This is a genomic window from Pseudomonas sp. 05N431, assembly GCF_056397005.1.
This window is the reverse complement of the sequence record NZ_JBFTMN010000004.1, coordinates 250,483-268,505: the sequence shown is the minus strand read 5'-3', so window position 1 is coordinate 268,505 and position 18,023 is coordinate 250,483. Positions and strand designations below refer to the sequence as shown.

16 protein-coding genes are annotated in these 18,023 nt (G+C 59.4%); 6 read left to right on the top strand and 10 right to left on the bottom strand.

Annotated features, from left to right (window positions below; genetic code table 11):
• The first annotated feature begins 15 nt into the window (after positions 1-15).
• Positions 16-1,308 carry an OprD family porin gene (locus AC1DIG_RS08890; RefSeq protein ID WP_477766996.1) on the top strand — a complete coding sequence of 431 codons (1,293 nt, stop codon included), beginning with the start codon at positions 16-18 and terminating at the stop codon, positions 1,306-1,308.
• A gap of 63 nt (positions 1,309-1,371) precedes the next feature.
• Here the strand turns inward: AC1DIG_RS08890 and AC1DIG_RS08885 are convergent, their stop codons facing one another.
• Complete coding sequence (locus AC1DIG_RS08885; RefSeq protein ID WP_477766995.1) at positions 1,372-2,040, bottom strand: ATPase; 669 nt, start codon at positions 2,038-2,040, stop codon at positions 1,372-1,374.
• Positions 2,041-2,404: 364 nt separating this feature from the next.
• Here AC1DIG_RS08885 and sorA point away from each other — a divergent pair, with 364 nt between their 5' ends.
• Both sorA and sorB read left to right on the top strand, forming a co-directional pair.
• Positions 2,405-3,646, top strand: a complete 1,242-nt coding sequence (sorA, locus tag AC1DIG_RS08880; protein WP_477766994.1) for a SorA family sulfite dehydrogenase catalytic subunit — start codon at positions 2,405-2,407, stop codon at positions 3,644-3,646.
• Positions 3,647-3,656: 10 nt separating this feature from the next.
• Positions 3,657-4,295 (top strand): SorB family sulfite dehydrogenase c-type cytochrome subunit, encoded by a 639-nt coding sequence (gene sorB, locus AC1DIG_RS08875; RefSeq protein ID WP_477766993.1) that lies wholly within the window; start codon positions 3,657-3,659, stop codon positions 4,293-4,295.
• A 67-nt stretch (positions 4,296-4,362) separates the two neighbouring features.
• On the opposite strand, the gene AC1DIG_RS08870 is transcribed toward sorB, so the two are convergent.
• Entirely contained in the window at positions 4,363-4,995 is a 633-nt protein-coding gene (locus tag AC1DIG_RS08870; protein WP_477766992.1) for a response regulator, read from the bottom strand.
• Positions 4,996-5,028: 33 nt separating this feature from the next.
• The gene (locus tag AC1DIG_RS08865; RefSeq protein ID WP_477766991.1) at positions 5,029-6,390 is read right to left on the bottom strand and encodes a cache domain-containing protein; all 1,362 of its coding nucleotides are present in this window, start codon (positions 6,388-6,390) and stop codon (positions 5,029-5,031) included.
• A 368-nt stretch (positions 6,391-6,758) separates the two neighbouring features.
• Between AC1DIG_RS08865 and AC1DIG_RS08860 the strand changes: the two genes are divergently transcribed.
• The 3 genes from AC1DIG_RS08860 to AC1DIG_RS08850 all read left to right on the top strand — a co-directional run bounded on the left by AC1DIG_RS08860 (position 6,759) and on the right by AC1DIG_RS08850 (position 10,097).
• Positions 6,759-8,816 (top strand): carbon starvation CstA family protein, encoded by a 2,058-nt coding sequence (locus AC1DIG_RS08860; protein ID WP_477766990.1) that lies wholly within the window; start codon positions 6,759-6,761, stop codon positions 8,814-8,816.
• Positions 8,817-8,831: 15 nt separating this feature from the next.
• On the top strand, positions 8,832-9,029 hold the full coding sequence (locus AC1DIG_RS08855; RefSeq protein WP_216742984.1) for a YbdD/YjiX family protein: 198 nt from the start codon (positions 8,832-8,834) through the stop codon (positions 9,027-9,029).
• Between the two features lie 249 nt (positions 9,030-9,278).
• Positions 9,279-10,097, top strand: coding sequence for a DeoR/GlpR family DNA-binding transcription regulator (locus AC1DIG_RS08850; protein WP_477766989.1), 819 nt, complete (start codon positions 9,279-9,281; stop codon positions 10,095-10,097).
• A 34-nt stretch (positions 10,098-10,131) separates the two neighbouring features.
• On the opposite strand, the gene otnI is transcribed toward AC1DIG_RS08850, so the two are convergent.
• From otnI to AC1DIG_RS08815, 7 genes are all read right to left on the bottom strand, one after another.
• Positions 10,132-10,914: a 2-oxo-tetronate isomerase gene (gene otnI / locus AC1DIG_RS08845; RefSeq protein ID WP_477766988.1), complete on the bottom strand. Its 783-nt coding sequence runs from the start codon at positions 10,912-10,914 to the stop codon at positions 10,132-10,134.
• A 21-nt stretch (positions 10,915-10,935) separates the two neighbouring features.
• On the bottom strand, positions 10,936-12,396 hold the full coding sequence (locus tag AC1DIG_RS08840) for a GntT/GntP/DsdX family permease (protein ID WP_477766987.1): 1,461 nt from the start codon (positions 12,394-12,396) through the stop codon (positions 10,936-10,938).
• A 191-nt stretch (positions 12,397-12,587) separates the two neighbouring features.
• Positions 12,588-13,226, bottom strand: a complete 639-nt coding sequence (gene otnC / locus AC1DIG_RS08835) for a 3-oxo-tetronate 4-phosphate decarboxylase (RefSeq protein ID WP_477766986.1) — start codon at positions 13,224-13,226, stop codon at positions 12,588-12,590.
• Positions 13,223-14,512 carry a 3-oxo-tetronate kinase gene (otnK, locus tag AC1DIG_RS08830; protein ID WP_477766985.1) on the bottom strand — a complete coding sequence of 430 codons (1,290 nt, stop codon included), beginning with the start codon at positions 14,510-14,512 and terminating at the stop codon, positions 13,223-13,225. Before otnK ends, otnC begins: the two co-directional genes overlap by 4 nt.
• 10 nt (positions 14,513-14,522) lie before the next feature.
• A complete protein-coding gene (gene ltnD, locus AC1DIG_RS08825; protein ID WP_477767294.1) occupies positions 14,523-15,440 on the bottom strand; it encodes an L-threonate dehydrogenase in 918 nt (305 codons plus the stop codon).
• Between the two features lie 14 nt (positions 15,441-15,454).
• Positions 15,455-16,159: a FadR/GntR family transcriptional regulator gene (locus AC1DIG_RS08820; protein WP_477766984.1), complete on the bottom strand. Its 705-nt coding sequence runs from the start codon at positions 16,157-16,159 to the stop codon at positions 15,455-15,457.
• 164 nt (positions 16,160-16,323) lie between these two features.
• Positions 16,324-17,943, bottom strand: coding sequence for a methyl-accepting chemotaxis protein (locus AC1DIG_RS08815; protein WP_477766983.1), 1,620 nt, complete (start codon positions 17,941-17,943; stop codon positions 16,324-16,326).
• Positions 17,944-18,023 lie beyond the last annotated feature (80 nt).

Here is an 18,023-nt window from a genome sequence, read left to right as displayed (position 1 = left end):
GCGGGTCATTGAAACATGAAGGTTTTCACCAAACCATTAATCGGGTCCGTAGTGCTTTTCGCACTGACCGAAACCGCGCTCGCCAGTGGTTTTACCGATGATGCCAAAGCCGGCGTACTCAGTCGCAACTTCTACCTGAACAACGACTACCGCTCGCCCTCGCCCAGCGGAAAAAATTACAAACAGGAATGGGCTCAAGGGTTTATCGGTACGTTCGTATCCGGTTTCACCGAAGGCATGATCGGCTTCGGTCTCGATGCCCATGCTTTTTACGGACTGAAACTGGACGGCGGCAAGGGTCATTCCGGCACTGGATTGCTACCGGTGAACAGTGACGGTCGCAGCGAGAGCGACTACTCCAGTGCTGGCGGCGCGCTCAAGCTGAAAGCCTCGCGCACCACCCTCGCCTTTGGCGAAATGACCGTCGAGACACCGGTATTCGACACCTCGGACAAACGCCTGCAACCGGAATACGCCACGGGTTTTCTGCTCAATAGCCACGAGATCGACAATGTGAATCTGGTGGCCGGGCATTTCACGGCGTTCAAGAACCAGGACAATTCATCCGGCAAAGGCGATTTCCAGGGCTATGGCGCCAACACAAAGGCCGGCGGGATCAGCTTCGTCGGCGTGGATCTATTCAGCGACAGTCCGCTGGGTGGCGCGCTGTACGCCTCCGACCTCAGTGAAACCTGGCACCAGTACTATGCCAATCTGCACTTCAAACAGTCCGGCGTATTGCTCGACGCCAACCTCTATCACACCCGCGATTCCGGTCAGGCACTGGCCGGAAAAATCGATAACACCGCTTTCAGTCTCTCAGGTAAATACACCTTCGGTCCGCATGCGGTGATGCTCGGCTGGCAACGGATCAACGGCGATACGCCGTTCGATTTCGTCGGCGGTGACTCGATCTATCTGGCCAACTCGATCAAATACGCTGACTTCAACGGCGCTCACGAACGATCGTGGCAAGCCCGTTATGACCTCGATCTCGGTGCGTTCGGCATTCCCGGTCTGAATTTCATGACCCGCTACGTTTCCGGCAGCCACATCGACGGCACCCACGCACCCAAGGGTGGCGCCTATAACCCGTTCGACGCGGTCAGCGGTGAATACCAGCCACAACAAGGCGCCGGCGGCCGTCACTGGGAGCGCGATATCGACCTGCGCTACATCGTCCAGTCCGGTGCGGCCAAGGATCTTTCGGTGCAACTGTCCCACGTCTCGCACCGGGCCAACAGCGCTCAGGCGGGTGATGACATTGACCGGGTCTACGTGGTGATTCAGTACCCGCTGGGGTTCTGAACGCAGAAATCTGGCGGAAGGCAGCCGTTCACGAGTCTTGACCGGGGAAATGAATCGCCCCGATCAATTGGTTGCAAGCCGAGCCACTTCGCCGGATGAAACGAGTGCCTTCAGTGACGCATCAAACTGCTTCAGCGCGTTCAATTGCAGCTCGGTTTGCTGGTTGATCTGCGCGGCAATCTCTGGCGCTGCTTTGCCATGAACCCAGACCGAAGGCATTTGTTGTTCTCGCGAGCCTTCAGCCTGGCCGATGTATTGCAGGTTCGAATCGTAGAACTTGGCCATGAATCGCGCTTCAACCTGGTTGTTACGCTTCGACACCAGACTGCTGTAAGTGTCCAGCATCACCACCACGTCCGGATGGGCTTGCACCACCGCGTCGAGGTTGTCGTAGACGGTCACCGAGGCGAACTCTTTCTGTAGCGAGCCCATGAGCCAGTTGATCGCGAGTTTCGGATCGGAGCTGTTGACGAACGCGTTGCTGATGCGTGAGTCGAGCGCAGGGTTCTTCGCGCCGTTCAGCGCTACCGAATGGTACTGCTCCAGGTATTCGAGGGTGTTGAGGGTGTTTTCGCTATAGAGCACGCCCACCGATTGAGCGTGCTGCAGGCTGATGGTGCTGTCGACCACGGGTAAAAAGTGGCAGGACTGTTCGGCCGCGTAGGCCGGCGCTGTGGCCGCAACGCTGCCGGTCAAAACGGCGACAAGTGCCAGCAAAGTAGAGATTCTCATCGCGCAGTTCCTTCAGTAGCGCCTTTGGTATAGCGCCATCTTCCTCCTTTGCCGGAAAAACAGAACTTGCATTCCTTGATGACAACTATCGACTGAACGAATGATGGGAAGCCTATGAGCTACAGTTGTGGTGAGCGTGGGCAGGCTATAGCTCACCTGTCGACATCGTCTGTCATCAAATGCCAAGTCACTGACGCTCAATGAAAAGCAGTCGTTTTGCGCATGACGATACTGGCTTGCTCATCGAAGTCGGTCAGTTAATTGAAAAACACTTACGCATTACATCGGATACCTCTCCTCCCCCATCGCTGCAACTGGGGGTGCTGTCAGATACATCTCAGTAAAAAAACAAAGAGAGAACAGCATGAAGTTCAGTCTTGTTGATAACGGCAACCCGAGTCGCCGGCGCGTTCTACGCGATGCTTTCGCCCTGGCGTTGGCAGCTTCGCCATTGGCTAACCTTGCCAAGGCAGCCGACGAAACCCCGGAAGAAGTGACCTTTGCTGCCGGTCCGCGGCCGCTGGTGCAATACCCGCAAAAACGTCCGTTGACCCTGGTAACCACCCGCCCGCCGCACCTTGAGACGCCATTCCCCATCTTCAACGAAGGGCCTATCACGCCGAATGACGCGTTTTTTGTGCGCTACCACCTGGCCAATATCCCTACCAGCATCGATCCGGACAGTTACCGCCTGACGATCAAGGGCTCGGTCAACACACCGCTGTCGCTTTCCCTTGCAGAACTCAAGGCTCTGGCCGAACCGGTAGAAGTGGTGGCCGTCAATCAATGTTCGGGTAACAGCCGTGGCTTCTCGATGCCACGGGTGTTCGGCGCTCAGTTGGGCAATGGTTCAATGGGTAATGCCCGCTGGGTGGGAATACCGCTCAAGGCGGTATTGGAAAAGGCCGGAGTGAAAGCCGACGCCAGGCAAGTGACATTTCGTGGGCTCGACAAGCCAGTGCTACCGAGCACGCCGGAGTACATCAAAGCCCTGGACATCAGCCATGCCATGGACGGCGAGCCCATGATCGCCTGGTCGATGAACGGTACTGACCTGCCATTCCTCAACGGTTACCCGATACGTCTGGTGGTGCCAGGCTATTTCGGTACGTACTGGGTCAAGCACCTAAGTGAGATCGAAGTCGTCGACCATACCTACGACGGTTTCTTCATGGCTAAAGGTTACCGGGTTCCGGATAACGATTGTTTCTGCATCGCCCCCGGCACCACTGCGGCGCAAACGGCGCCAATTTCCAGGTTGCCGGTACGCAGCTTCATCACCAGCGTCAAACACGGCGATGTGTTGCCGTTGAAAAAAAGCGTGGTGCTCAAGGGCATTGCGTTCGACGGTGGCGTTGGGGTCAACAAGGTGGAAGTGTCGATCGACGGCGGAAAAAGTTGGCGCGATGCCACGCTTGGGCAGGATCTTGGCCGTTTCTCCTTCCGTGAGTGGACACTGCCGATCACCTTTACCAGCAAGGGCGCCACACAGTTGATGGTGCGGGCCAGTAACCGTGCGGGCGAGACGCAGCCGTTGCGAGCCGACTGGAACCCCGGTGGCTACCGCCGCCACGTTGTAGAAACCAGCCACGTGACCGTCGCCTGAGGGGCCCCGCATGAAACGCATGACCACCTTGCTTTGCGCAGTTCAGGTTTGTTTGGCGACCCTGGCTAACGCAGCGCCACTGTCGATCACCTTGCCGCCCGAAACAGCTGTGTTCAAACCCAGTGCCCTGCCCGGCTACCCATTGGCTCAACAGAAGTGCTCCACCTGCCATTCTGCCGACTACATCAACTTCCAGCCTCCCGGCATGAGCCTGGCGCAGTGGACTGGGGAAGCGAGCAAGATGCAGCACGTGTATGGCGCTCCGATCAGCGATCAGGATGTGAGCATCATCGGCGCCTACCTTGCGGTGACCTACGGCAGTGCCCATGCGAGCGATGCCGATGTGCAGGCAGCCTCGAACCCATCGGCAGGCCAGACCCCGACGGCGCCTGCAACCAAAGTCGACGCCATGGCCTTGCTGCAGAGCAACTCCTGTCTGAGCTGCCACGCGACCGATCATAAGGTTGTAGGCCCGGCCTATCACGATGTAGCCGCAAAGTATGCCAATGACCCGCAGGCACTGGCCAAGGTAACGTCCAGCATTCAGCACGGCGGTACCGGCAAATGGGGGAATATCCCGATGCCGCCATTCACGCAGTTAAGCCCGGACGATCTGCACACCCTGGCGACTTTCGTGCTGCGTCAGTGAGCTCATTTCCGGCTCGATGAGGTATCAGCGACTGATTAGCCTCACCAAACGATCGGGCCAGACGGGCCTAATGCGAAATGATCCCGTGGTCCATCGCGTACTTGACCAAGGCCGCGGGCTTGTCGATGTTGAGTTTGCGACGGATGCTCAAACGATGGGTTTCCACCGTCCGAACGCTGATGTCCAGCTCGCGGGCCATTTCCTTGTTGTTCATTCCCTGAACCATCTTGCGCAGCACTTGACTCTCGCGCGGCGTCAGCTCGTTCTCGGTGTTCTTGTCGGCGATGAGCCGCTGTGCGATCTCTGCACTGTAAAACGTTCCGCCGCTGGAAATCGCTTCAATGGCCGCAATGATTTCCCGTGAAGGTGCGTTCTTCAGCACATAGCCGCTGGCGCCAGAACGTACAGACTCACTCACATACTCATAGTTGTCGTACATGCTGAGTACCAGAATCTTCAGCAACGGATATTGCTTGCTCAACACCCGGGTCAGCTCAAGTCCGTTCATGTCCTTCAGACTGATGTCGACGAGTAACAGGTCCGGCTGACAGAGCCTTACCATCTCAATCGCCTCGGCACCACTCTCGGCTTCCCCCACCACTTCCAGGGGGGACATGACCGCCAGCAGCGCCTTGATCCCGTCACGGACCAGGGAATGATCGTCGACCAGGGCGACGCGGATTGGGTAGGACAGGTTCATCAGGGGCATTCACTCTTGTTGTTATTGGCTGAGTCAGTGTTTTGGACCGGGTATTTTCATTGGCAGCAGAACGTCCAGCACACTTCTTCCCGGCGTCGATGCAAGCTCGAATCGCCCACCAAAATGCTCGACCCGTTCGCGGATGTTCCGCAGCCCTATACCGGCGTGGCGGCGTTCGACTTGAGCGACGTTGAAACCGACACCGTCATCGACCACTGTCAGCCTTATGGACTCTTCGGACCCGTGCAGGGTAACGGATACGTTTTGCGCCTGGGCATGTCGTTCGATGTTGGTCAGGCCTTCTTGCACAATGCGAAACAACGAGACCGCTGCCCCATCGACCAGATGACACTCGAATTCATTGTTGTTGTAGGTCACCACCAGTCCGCTACGTTGCTCGAACTCCGTGGCGAGTTGACCGATTGCTGCCGACAGCCCCAGCGTGTCGAGCAGCGACGAGCGCAAGTCGTGAGATAGGCTGCGAACCTCGCCAATCGCATCTCCCAGGCGCTCCGTGGCTTCCCTTAAAATGCTCAAGCCCGTGTCTTGTCCACTCTCCAGCACATGGCTGGCCAGTTCGAACTGAAACTTGATGGACACCAGTACCTGGCTGATCCCGTCATGCAGTTCACGGGAAACCCGTGACCGCTCTTCTTCTTGCAAGCTGACGATACGCTGGGTCAACCGCTGGAGTTTTTTGTCGGCCAGACGATGTTCGCTGACGTTCAGCGTCATGCCGCTAGCGAAGACGAACAGCACTGCCACGAGGGCTACAATGGCAATGGCAAGCATCGTTTTGCGAATGCCCTGAGCCACCTCGTCACGCGCCTGCTGTGTTGCGCGCTCAACGTCCTCGAGGTAGATGCCGGTACCGAGCATCCAGCCCCAACGATCCAACATCACGACATAGGCGAGCTTGTCGGTCACTTGACCGGAAGAGGGTTTGTTCCAGGCGTAGCGTTGAAAGCCCTCCCCTGACTCCGCACTTTTCAGCAACGCCTGGATCACCGGCAGACCGTGCGGGTCCTTCATGTCCCACAGGTATTTGCCCACCAGTTCCGACTGCCGCGAGTGCATCAGGCTACGGCCCTGGCGGTCGTAGACGAAGAAGTAGCCATTGATACCGAAGCTGAGCTTGCGCAGTTCTTCCAGGACTTGTTGCTGTGCGTGCGCGTCACCCTTGCCGTTGTCGTATAGAGGCGCGATCAGGCTTTGCGCCATTTCGACGTAGTTTTTCAGTTCTGCACGCTTGCTGGCCAGAATGCTGTCTTCGATCAGTTGTGCCTGCTGATCCCCCAGTTGGCGGTTCAGGGAAATCACCAGCGCGCAGATGACGGCAATCGCCAACACCAGCGGCAGAATCCCGAGCGCGACGATTTTGTGTTTGAGCTGCATCTCTGCTCCTGACCGGACCGAGGGAAAGCGAAGGCCCGGCATCATATGCCAAAGATACGCGCGTCCAGTAGCGGCGCTGGACGGAATGACCTGCGGCTCAGTTGAAATGCGAAACCTGTGGGAGCGAACTTGCTCGCGATGACTGAATAACATTCAACATTGATGTTGGCTGTCGTACCGCTATCGCGAGCAAGCTCGCTCCCACACGGAGATCAGCGGCGTCTACGTAGAACTACGCAGATGCTGCGTACGTAGTAACGCGGATTTATTTGTAGACGGCATGCGTGGATATTGGGCCAGCTCCGCATAGCGGACACAATTATAAAAATTACCGCCGCAGTCCACTGGCTGTCGGCAGGAGACACGCAATGACCCGTCTGGCTAAACACCTCGCCTGGTTTGCCGTGGCTGTCCTGGGAGCTTTTGCGCTGAGTGTCGTGGCCCTGCGCCGCGGCGAAGCCATCAACGCCCTCTGGATCGTAGTCGCAGCAGTCGCTATCTATCTTGTCGCTTACCGTTACTACAGCCTGTTTATCGCCAATAAGGTGATGCAGCTCGATCTCGGTCGGGCCACCCCCGCCGTCGTCAACAACGATGGTCTGGACTACGTGCCCACCAACAAACACATTCTTTTCGGTCACCACTTTGCGGCCATTGCGGGCGCCGGGCCACTGGTCGGCCCGGTACTGGCGGCGCAAATGGGTTACCTGCCTGGCACGCTCTGGCTGATCGCCGGCGTGGTGCTGGCCGGTGCGGTTCAGGACTTCATGGTCCTGTTCATGTCGACCCGTCGCAACGGTCGTTCCCTGGGCGACATGGTCCGTGAAGAAATGGGCCGCATCCCCGGCACCATCGCGCTGTTCGGCTGCTTCCTGATCATGATCATCATCCTCGCGGTGCTGGCGCTGATCGTGGTCAAGGCCCTGGCCGATAGCCCGTGGGGCATGTTCACGGTGATGGCGACCATCCCGATCGCAATGTTCATGGGCGTGTACATGCGCTACATCCGCCCGGGTCGCATCGGTGAAATCTCCATTGTCGGCGTGCTTTTGCTGCTGGGTTCGATCTGGCTGGGCGGGCAGATTGCCGCTGATCCGGTCTGGGCCAAAGCCTTTACCTTCACCGGAGTGCAGATCACCTGGATGCTGATCGGCTACGGTTTCGTTGCCGCGGTGCTGCCGGTGTGGCTGATCCTGGCGCCGCGCGACTACCTGTCGACCTTCCTCAAGATCGGCACCATCATGGCCCTGGCGATCGGCATCCTGATCACCATGCCCGTGCTGAAAATGCCGGCGCTGACCCAGTTCATCGATGGCACCGGGCCGGTGTGGAAAGGCGGGTTGTTCCCGTTCCTGTTCATCACCATTGCCTGCGGCGCGGTCTCGGGTTTCCACGCACTGATCGCTTCCGGGACCACCCCGAAACTGTTGGCCAGTGAAGGTCATGCCCGTTACATCGGTTACGGCGGCATGCTGATGGAGTCCTTCGTGGCCATTATGGCGATGGTGGCGGCTTCGGTGATCGAACCGGGCGTGTACTTCGCCATGAACAGCCCGGCGGCGATCGTCGGCGGTGACGTGGTACAGGTGGCTCAGACTGTCAGCAGCTGGGGCTTTATGATTACCCCGGAAGCCCTGCAAGCGGTGGCCAAGGACATCGGTGAAACCACCGTTCTGGCCCGTGCCGGCGGTGCGCCGACCCTGGCGGTCGGTATCGCGCAGATCCTGCACAGCGTTCTGCCGGGTGAAAACACCATGGCGTTCTGGTACCACTTCGCGATCCTGTTCGAAGCGCTGTTTATCCTGACCGCGGTCGACGCCGGTACCCGTGCCGGACGTTTCATGCTGCAGGATTTGCTTGGCTCCTTCGTTCCGGCGCTTAAACGTACGGAATCCTGGACCGCCAACCTGATCGCGACCGCCGGTTGCGTGGCAATGTGGGGTTATCTGCTGTACCAAGGCGTGATCGACCCGCTGGGTGGCATCAACACCTTGTGGCCGCTGTTCGGTATCTCCAACCAGATGCTSGCCGGTATCGCGCTGATGCTCGGCACGGTGGTGCTGATCAAAATGAARCGCCAGCGCTACATCTGGGTGACCTTGCTGCCCGCCGCCTGGCTGCTGATCTGCACCACCACCGCCGGCTTCATCAAGCTGTTCGACGCCAACCCGGCGATCGGCTTCCTGTCGCTGGCSAAGAAATACAGCGATGCCCTGGCCAACGGTCAGATCCTCGCCCCGGCCAAGGACATCACGCAGATGCAGCACGTGATCTACAACGCCTACACCAACGCAACGCTGACGGCGCTGTTCCTGTTCGTGGTCTTCAGCATCCTGTTCTATGCGATCAAGGTCGGTATTTCCGCCTGGGGCAGCAAAGAGCGCACGGATAAAGAATCGCCCTTCCAGGCGATTCCGGAAGCGTAATCGAGGGTTGCAAGCATGTTCAATGACCTGAGTCGCCTCGGTAAATACCTCGGTCAGGCCGCACGCCTGATGGTCGGCATGCCCGACTACGACACTTACGTCGAGCATATGCAGACCAAACACCCGGACAAACCGGTGATGAGCTACGAGGCGTTCTTTCGGGAACGCCAGGAGGCTCGTTACGGCAGCAAGGCTGGGCCGAAGTGCTGTTGACCCGCTGACGGCGGGTGATCAGAGGTGAGGTGGGAGCAGGCTTTTGTGGGAGCGAGCTTGCTCGCGATAGCGGTCTGACAGTCAACTGCAATGTTGAATGTTAAGCCGTCATCGCGAGCAAGCTCGCTCCCACAAAAGTCCGCTCCCATTTTTCGTTAGTGATCCGTAACGACTCGTTCCTTCAACGCAGATTCGCTACTATGTTTGCTCCGCGTTCCTGTCCGCGGATTTCTTCATTGTGGAGCCCGAATGCCTAGCCAAAAGGACATCGCCGCCGAAAGCGGCGCACCGATGATTCCGGAACAGCGCCGTGAACTGATGCTGCGCCAGTTGCGCAAGCACCAGGTGCTGAGCGTTCATCAGTTGATGGAAATGTTCGAGTGCTCGCACATGACGGTGCGTCGTGACATCGCCCTGCTGGAACAGGAAGGTCGGGCCTACTCGGTCACCGGTGGCGTTCGAATTGCCAGCCAACTCCACAGTGAGCCCAGCCATCAGCTCAAGGCCGTGGTCGAGTTGCCGCAGAAGCAGGCGATGGCGAAACTTGCCGCCGGGCTGCTGCATGCCGATATGACGATTTACCTGGATGCGGGCACCAGTACTCTGGAGATCGTCCCGTACGTCAAGGCGCTTTCCGGCATGACCGTGGTGACCAACGACTTCGGTGTTGCCCAAGCCTTGATGGACGCGCCGCATGTCACGGTCATTCATACCGGCGGACAGCTGGATCACTCCAACCATTCCTGCGTAGGCGGTTTGGCAGTCGCCACTTTGCGGCAGGTGGTCACTGATATCGCCTTCATCTCCACCAGTTCCTGGGATTTGCGTCGCGGCCTGACCACACCTTCGGCGCTGAAAGTGGAAGTCAAGCAAGTGGCGATGCAATCGGCCGCGCAAACGGTGCTGGTAGCCAGCAGTTCGAAGTACGGCACCTTCAGCATGTACCGGATCGCCGGGCTCGAGCAGTTCGACATCATCCTCAGCGACGACGCGCTGACCGCTGCGGCGGCCGATGGCATTCGCAAGCAAGGTGTGGAACTGCTGTTGCCCTCTGGGAGTGGCGTGTAGGGCCCTAACGCGCCTTCGGGTCTCTCGTATAAACCTAGCGCGCCTTCCAGTCGCGCAGCCATTGCAAGCCCGCCGAGGTGTCGCCGCGTGGCCGGTATTCGCACCCTACCCAACCGTCATAACCCAGCTGGTCGATCAACTCGAACAGATAGGGATAGTTGACCTCTCCAATATCCGGCTCGTGCCGGTCCGGCACACCGGCAATCTGGATATGGCCAATACCCTCGAAGTCCCGGCGCAACTTGCTGGCCAGGTCGCCCTCGACGATCTGGCAGTGATAGCAGTCGAACTGAACCTTGAGGTTGCTGGCGCCCACTTCCTTGCAGATAGCCTGGGCCTGATCCTGCCGATTGAGGAAAAAGCCCGGCATGTCTCGGGTATTGATCGGCTCCAGCAACACCGTGACGCCGACCTTGGCCGCCTGGGCCGTGGCATAGGCGAGGTTTTCCAGGTAAACACCGTGATGCCGGGCCCGGTCGCTCTCCGACGGCAACAGGCCGGCCATGACGTGGATCCGCGAATTGCCCAGCACGGCGGCATATTCCAGGGCGCGATCAAAACCGCTGCGAAATTCACTCTCCCGGCCGGGCAACGTCACGGTGCCCCGCTCCCCCGCCGCCCAGTCACCAGGCGGCGCGTTGAACAGCGCCTGCACCAGCCCGTTGTCGCTCAGGCGCTGCTTGAGTTCCTGGGCGCTGTAGTCGTAGGGAAACAGATATTCCACTGCCTCGAAACCATCGGCGGCGGCAGCGGCGAAGCGGTCCAGAAACGCATGTTCCGGGTAGAGCATGCTGAGGTTTGCAGCAAAACGAGGCATGGTAGCTCCCAGGGTCAAGGGTTAGACAAACGGCCAGATCAACAAGGTAATACCGAAACCCAACGTACCGAGCAAGGTGGTCAGTACCGTCCAGGTGCGCAAGCCGTCGGCCACATTCAGCCCGGCCAGCTTGGTGAAGATCCAGTAACCGGCATCATTGATATGCGACATGGCCAACCCGCCACCGCCCATGGCCAGGCACAGCAGGGCCATGTGGTTCGGGGTGAGGTTGAGGGTCGCGATCAGCGGACTGATAATGCCGGCGGTGGTCACCAGCGCCACCGTGGTCGAGCCCTGCACCGCACGCAACAGCATGGTCAGCAGAAAGCCCAGCGCGAGTACCGGCAGACCGGTGGTACGCAACATGTCGGAGACCACGGCACCGATTCCGGTGTCCACCAGGACCTTGCCAAATACACCGCCGGCACCGGCAATCAGGATCACCATCGCCACACCGGGCAAGGCCGAGCCGATCACATCGGACACCTGAGTGCGACTCCAGCCCCGACGCGAACCCAGCAACCAGGCACACAGCAAGGTGTCGATCAGCAGCGCTACCAGCGGCGCGCCGAGCACGGTCATGATCCCGCGCAGAAGCGATTCGGCCGGCAGCAGCGAGGTGGCCAGGGTGCCCAGCAGAATCAGAATGATCGGCAACAGGATCAGGCTGACAATCAGGCCAAAACCTGGCGGCGGTGCCGGTGGCAATTTGGAGACGATACTGCTGACGGACTCTTCCAGGCCCATGTGTGACACGGCCTCGGCGGCTCGCTCAATGCTCTTGCCGTTGCCATTGGACCAGGCGACCAGATCTTCATTGGTGACATGCGGGCCGTAGACCTCGGCACGGATATCGTCGGTCATCGGGTATACCCGACGGGTCATGCGCCCGGCCACGCGGTAACCGACGTAGCACAGCAGCGCGGTCATCGGCAGACCGAACATCAGCACGCGGCCAAGGTCGGCGCCTAACTGGCTAGCAGCCGCCACTGCACCCGGGTGTGGTGGCAGGAAAGCGTGTACGGTCAACAAGGCCGCGCACATCGGCAGCGCGAACACCAACAGCGGCTTACGCGCACTGCGAGCGACGCTATAGGCCAGCGGCATGAGGATGATCACGCCAACTTCGAAGAACACCGGCACCCCGACCATGAAGCCGGCAATCGTCAGCGCCAGAGGCGTACGCCGGTTGCCGAAACGGGTGATCAGCGTCTTGGCCAGTGCCTCGGCACCGCCGGAAAGCTCGATGATCCGGCCAATCATCGCGCCCAAGGCAATGATGATCGCGATATGGCCCAGGGTCTTGCCCATGCCGCCTTCAATGGTGGCGACCAGTTCGGCCGGCTTCACCCCGGCCACCAGTGCCACCAGAATGCTCACCAGCATCAAGGCTACGAAGGGCTGGAATTTGTATTTGAGCACCAGGAACAACAACAGCGCGATGCCCACCCCTGCGGTCACCATCAGGATTAACGGGCTCATTTCAGAAACCCTCCACGCCGGGTGAACGAAGCGGTGCTGCCACTGGATCTGAAAATACCGCGATGAAGATAAGTCATGCCTGGATTTCCTGTTGTTATTGTTTTTTCAAGCAAGCCGGGGCCATCGAGAGTCGCGCGCGTCTCCCGGACAGGGCCTGCGTTATCAATCTGTCGTATTAGAAGATCAGCGCTCTACCAGTGCGCACCGAAGGTCTCTCGCAGCTCGTCCAGCGCTGCCTGATCGAGCGGTTCCGGCTTGGGGTTGCTCATCAGCCAGAGCCGTGCAGTTTCCTCAAGTTCTTCCAGGGCGTAGCTGGCCTTGGAAACCGAACTCTCCCAGACCACCGGGCCGAGCCGTTCGAGCATCACGCCGCGAACGCTGTTCGCCAGCCGTGCGACCTGCTCGGCAACCTTCGGCGAACCGGGTCGCTGATAGCCAATCAACGGGATATGCCCGACTTTCATCACCTGATACGGGGTCAGCGGCGGCAGGATGTCGTCTGGCTGCCAGACGCCCGCCAGGGTCAACGCCACCAAGTGGGTGGAATGGGTGTGAACCACGCCGCCAACCCCAGGGTTGCGGTCATAGACCTGGCGATGCAGCGCCAGGGTCTTCGAAGGTTTGTCACCGGACACCCACTCGCCGGCCAGATTGACCTTGGCAATCGTCGCGGGGTCGAGGCGACCGAGGCAGACGTCAGTCGGTGTGATCAACCAGCCATCGTCCAGACGCGCACTGATATTGCCGGCGCTGCCGACGGTATAACCGCGCTCGTAAAGGCTACGGCCAACCTCACAGATTTCTTCGCGCAGGGCGTTTTCATTGCTCATTTCGCATCTCCGACCTGGGCCAACTGCTGCAAGGCTTTGCTAAAGAAATCACGGCCACCGAAGTTGCCCGACTTCAGCGCCAATGCCAGAGGTTCATCCGTACTGCTGACTGTCGCCGGTACACCTGGATCGATCTGCGCACCGATCCGCAGCAGTTGCACGCCCAACGCCTGAACCACAGCGCCCGAGGTTTCACCACCGGCAATCACGAAACGACGCACGCCGCTCTGGCGCAGGCCCTGGGCGATTTCACCCAAGGCGTTTTCCACCAGACTGCCAGCCCGTTCGACACCCAACTGCTGTTGCACCACCTTGACCTCTTCCGGCGAACTGGTGGCATAGATCAATACGGTTTCCTTGTGCTCACGGGCGAAGGCCAATGCTTGCGCGACGACAGGTTCGCCGGCGGCCAATGCCAGCGGATCGATACGCAGAGCCGGTCGGCCAGCTTCGAGCCAGGCGGCCACTTGGCCGTTGGTCGCCACCGAGGCGCTACCGGCCAACACCACTTCGCCACCGGAGACCGGCGCCAGTTTCGACGCATCAAGGTCGCGCAATTTTCCGGCGCGACGGAAGTTTTCCGGTAAACCCAGGGCCAGTCCAGAACCTCCGGTCAACAACGGCAGATCGGCGCAAGCCGTGCCCAGGGTGTACAAATCACTGTCCGACAAGGCATCGGCGATCGCGATGCCGACACCTTGAGCCCGCAATTCAGCGATTCGTGCCCGCACCTGTTCGGCCCCTTGGGCAATGGTGTCGTAGCGCAACAAACCGACATTCAGACCTGTCTGCGATTGCAGAACCCGAACCAGGTTGGCATCGGCCATCGGCGTCAACGGGTGATGCTGCATGCCCGACTCGCTGAGCAGTTGATCCTGAACAAACAAGTGACCACGAAAGATCGTCCGGCCATTCTCCGGGAACGCCGGGCATGCGAGCGTGAAGTCACTGCCCAGTGCCGCCAGCAGTGCTTCGCTGACCTGACCGATATTACCGGCTGCCGTGGAGTCGAACGTCGAACAGTACTTGAAGAAGATCTGCTCGCAGCCTTGTTCACGTAGCCAGGCCAGCGCCGCGAGGGACTGTTCGATCGCCTCGGCAACCGGTGTGGTACGCGATTTCAGGGCAATGACGATCGCATCGGCGTCGATCCCGGCAGCGACTTCGCTGCTCGGGATACCGATGCTTTGTACGGTGCGCATGCCACCACGCACCAGCATGTTGGCAAGGTCGGTGGCGCCGGTGAAATCGTCGGCGATGCAGCCCAGTAATGGACGTGTACTCATTGTGCGTTCCTCAAACAGGCTCGATCTTGGCAGTGGGCAACGTAATGCCCGGGAAAATCTTGATCACCGCCGAGTCGTCCTCGCGACCGAAACCTGCACTGGAAGCCTGCATGAACATTTGGTGAGCGGTGGCCGACAGCGGCAGCGGGAATTTGCTGGCGCGTGCGGTATCCAGCACCAGGCCCAGATCCTTGACGAAAATATCCACCGCAGACAACGGCGTGTAGTCGGCCTTGAGAATGTGCGGCACGCGGTTTTCGAACATCCAGGAGTTACCGGCGCTATGCGTGATCACTTCGTAAAGCGCGTCGGCATCGACCCCTTCACGCAACCCCAACGCCATGGCTTCGGCAGACGCTGCGATATGCACCCCGGCGAGGAGCTGGTTGATGATCTTGACCTTCGAACCCAAGCCATGGACGTCACCGAGGCGATAGACCTTGCCGGCCATGCCCGCAAGAATCGCCTCGGCCTTGGCGTAAGCATCCGCCGGACCCGAGGTCATCATGGTCATTTCGCCGGCGGCCGCCTTGGCCGCGCCACCGGAGATTGGTGCATCCAGATACAGCAGGCCTTTCTCGGCCAAGCGTTGACCAAGATCGACAGCGTAGGTCGGGGCCACAGTGGCGCAGCCGATCACCAGGCTGCCAGGACGCAACGCCGCCACGGCGCCGCCTTCGCCAAACAATACGGTTTCGGTCTGCTCGGCATTCACCACAACAGTAACGATCACGTCACACTCGCCAGCCATGTGCGCCGGGGATGAGCATGCCACCCCGCCCTCGCTGGCAAACTGTTCCGTCACCGCCGCCCGCACATCACAGGCATGCACATTGAAACCGCTACGCAACAGCGAGCGGGCAATGCCCAAGCCCATCGCGCCCAGACCGACAACACCGACATTCTTGTTATTCATGGGGTACTCCAGGAGAAAACAGCGGCTTATTCCGCGCCAGCAAGGCGCAGACGGCGGGCCGCGTTGTAGATATGAGCGCGGGCGGCGTGGCCGGCGGCGAGCGGGTCGCCCAGCCGAATAGCCGCGACGATCGCCAGGTGTTCTTCGTGGACCTGACGGGAGAAATCCGCCCTGCCCGCTTCATTGGTACGGGTGATTCGAGTCGCGGCCTCCAGGTACTGGCTGACGAATTCGAGGGTTTTGAGGAAGTAAGGATTGCCTGTGGCCTGAGCGATGGCCCGGTGAAACGCCACATCGGCGCGAACACCGTCCAGCCCTTCAGCGACCTCTTCATCGATGCGCACCAGCGCTTCGTCAATCAGCACCAGATCGGCTTCGCTGCGATTGAGCGCCGCCTCGGAGGCGATTTCAGCTTCGATGGCACGCCGCAGCGCCAACAGGTGAAAGACACTGCCGGGCAGATGGGCTTCGGCGTAATCGATACGCAGCGGACGGATATTGGCGTTGGCGGTGACGAAGATGCCGCGCCCTTGGCGGGGCTGCAGCACGCCTTCGTTCTTGAGACGGGAAATGGCTTCGCGAACCACGGTGCGACTGACACCGAACGCTTCTGAAAGCATGGCTTCACTGGGCAGTTTGCTCCCGGTGCCGAAGACACCAGTCTCAATCTTCTCCAGCAACTGCTGAGCGACGCTGTCGCTCAGCACGTGAGTCGGGACCTTGTCGAACATCGAGGCGATCCTGTTTTTGTCTTGTTATCAGGTTGTCATACAGGTTGAGCAGATAATCCTCCAATGAACGGATAATGTGAAGCTGTTTTTTAAAATAACATTTTTTAACATTCGACTTGAAGGGCCGCGCCGGTGCATTGACCCGCAACCCGCCCCATGCCTGACTAGGTTTTGAAACACGCCACCGTCTGATGCAGTGCTCCTGCCATCTGCGCCAATTCCAGACCGGCGGTGTGGGTCTGCTCGGCACCCAGCAAGACCTGTTCGGAAACATTACGAATGCTCACCAGATTGCGATCCACCTCACGGGCCACCAATGCTTGCTCTTCCGTGGCGCTGGCGATCATCAGGTTGCGCTCATTGATCTGCGAGATTGACCGGGTGATCGCTTCCAGTGCCTCGCCGGAGCGTTGCGCGACTTCCAGGGTCGCCTGCACCAGATGCCCACTGCTTTGCATAGCAGTCACCGCGTTCCCGGTATCGAGCCGAATGTTGCCAATCATCTGCTCGATTTCCTGGGTCGACACCTGAGTGCGATGGGCCAGTGCCCGCACCTCGTCGGCGACCACCGCAAAACCCCGTCCGGCATCACCGGCACGGGCCGCTTCAATCGCTGCGTTAAGGGCCAGCAGATTGGTTTGCTCGGCAATGCTGCGAATCACGTCCAGCACCGCGCTGATGTCTTGCACGCGCCCGGCCAATTGCTGGATACGCTGCGAGGTATCCGTCATACCGTCCGCCAGCGTGCTTATCGAGGCCACCGTTTCCTGAACGTGCTCACGGCCGCGCTGCGCGGTTTGCTCGGACACCCGGGACGCCTCACTGGTACTGACAGCATTGCGTGCGACCTCGTCGACGGCCGCCGTCATTTGATTGATCGCCGTCGCAGCCTGCTCGATCTCCAGGCCCTGCAACTGCAAACTGTCACGGGTCTGGCTGCTGACCGCACTCAGCTCTTCGGACGAACTGGCCACCTGATCAACCGACGCCGCGATGTGTTTAACCATCGCGTTCAGGCTTTGTTGCATCTGGTGCATGTTCATCATCACGCTACCGTCGGCATTGGCATTCACTGGCACTTGAGTCGTCAAATCGCCCTGCGCGATTTGACTCAATACCCGCGCAGCAACATCGGGCTCTCCACCCACGGGCCGGGTGACACTGCGCGTTACGATGACCGCCGCAGCGATGACCGAGACCAGGCAGAAAACCAGCAACCCCAACATGTTCAGGCGCGCATCGCTGTACAGGGCCTGCGCCGACCTTTCACGATCGGCGAAGATCTGTCCTTGCAGCGCCATCAGGGCGTCCAGGCTTTTATAAACCTGCTGCTCGGCGGGGATGACTTGCTGTTTCAACTGCGCCATTGCGGCATCAAAGGCACCTTGCCTGATCAACGCCTGCACCTGGGTGAACGCGGCGACGTAAGCCTCGCGATTCTTTTTCAGGGCCACATAGGCAGCCTTGCCTTCCGGCAGATCGAACAACGGCTCAAGCGTTTCAAGTGCCTGGCTGATGCGCTTTTTGGTGGTATCGATGGCCTGTTGCGCTTGCTGATTGTCTTTGTCGATCAGCAAATCCCGGGTGTTCCTGGCGTTGTCCCGAACACCTGTGGCAATGACCATGATCGGATCGATTTTCGGCCAGTCCTGTTTGACGATCACCATCGCCTGTTCCTTCAGCGTTGCCAGATCGTGCAACGCATAAAATGCCAGGCCTGTCAGTACCAACGGCGCGATTGCAAAGCCGATGACGATACGTTGAGCCGTGCTTAACTTGGCCAAATCAAATGCTCCCTGATTAGTACCTGCCCGACGGGCAGCACATTTGAAACTTCATGTCCGCGTAAGCCCTGGTTCCACCT

Bases quoted from the DNA above. Each gene is read 5' to 3' on its own strand.
- AC1DIG_RS08850 (WP_477766989.1), top strand. From the start codon at position 9,279: ATGCCTAGCCAAAAGGACATCGCCGCCGAAAGCGGCGCACCGATGATT.
- AC1DIG_RS08840 (WP_477766987.1), bottom strand. From the start codon at position 12,396: ATGAGCCCGTTAATCCTGATGGTGACCGCAGGGGTGGGCATCGCGCTG.
- otnK (WP_477766985.1), bottom strand. From the start codon at position 14,512: ATGAGTACACGTCCATTACTGGGCTGCATCGCCGACGATTTCACCGGC.
- AC1DIG_RS08890 (WP_477766996.1), top strand. From the start codon at position 16: ATGAAGGTTTTCACCAAACCATTAATCGGGTCCGTAGTGCTTTTCGCA.
- sorB (WP_477766993.1), top strand. From the start codon at position 3,657: ATGAAACGCATGACCACCTTGCTTTGCGCAGTTCAGGTTTGTTTGGCG.
- otnI (WP_477766988.1), bottom strand. From the start codon at position 10,914: ATGCCTCGTTTTGCTGCAAACCTCAGCATGCTCTACCCGGAACATGCG.
- AC1DIG_RS08855 (WP_216742984.1), top strand. From the start codon at position 8,832: ATGTTCAATGACCTGAGTCGCCTCGGTAAATACCTCGGTCAGGCCGCA.
- AC1DIG_RS08870 (WP_477766992.1), bottom strand. From the start codon at position 4,995: ATGAACCTGTCCTACCCAATCCGCGTCGCCCTGGTCGACGATCATTCC.
- otnC (WP_477766986.1), bottom strand. From the start codon at position 13,226: ATGAGCAATGAAAACGCCCTGCGCGAAGAAATCTGTGAGGTTGGCCGT.
- AC1DIG_RS08885 (WP_477766995.1), bottom strand. From the start codon at position 2,040: ATGAGAATCTCTACTTTGCTGGCACTTGTCGCCGTTTTGACCGGCAGC.
- AC1DIG_RS08820 (WP_477766984.1), bottom strand. From the start codon at position 16,159: ATGTTCGACAAGGTCCCGACTCACGTGCTGAGCGACAGCGTCGCTCAG.
- AC1DIG_RS08865 (WP_477766991.1), bottom strand. From the start codon at position 6,390: ATGCAGCTCAAACACAAAATCGTCGCGCTCGGGATTCTGCCGCTGGTG.
- sorA (WP_477766994.1), top strand. From the start codon at position 2,405: ATGAAGTTCAGTCTTGTTGATAACGGCAACCCGAGTCGCCGGCGCGTT.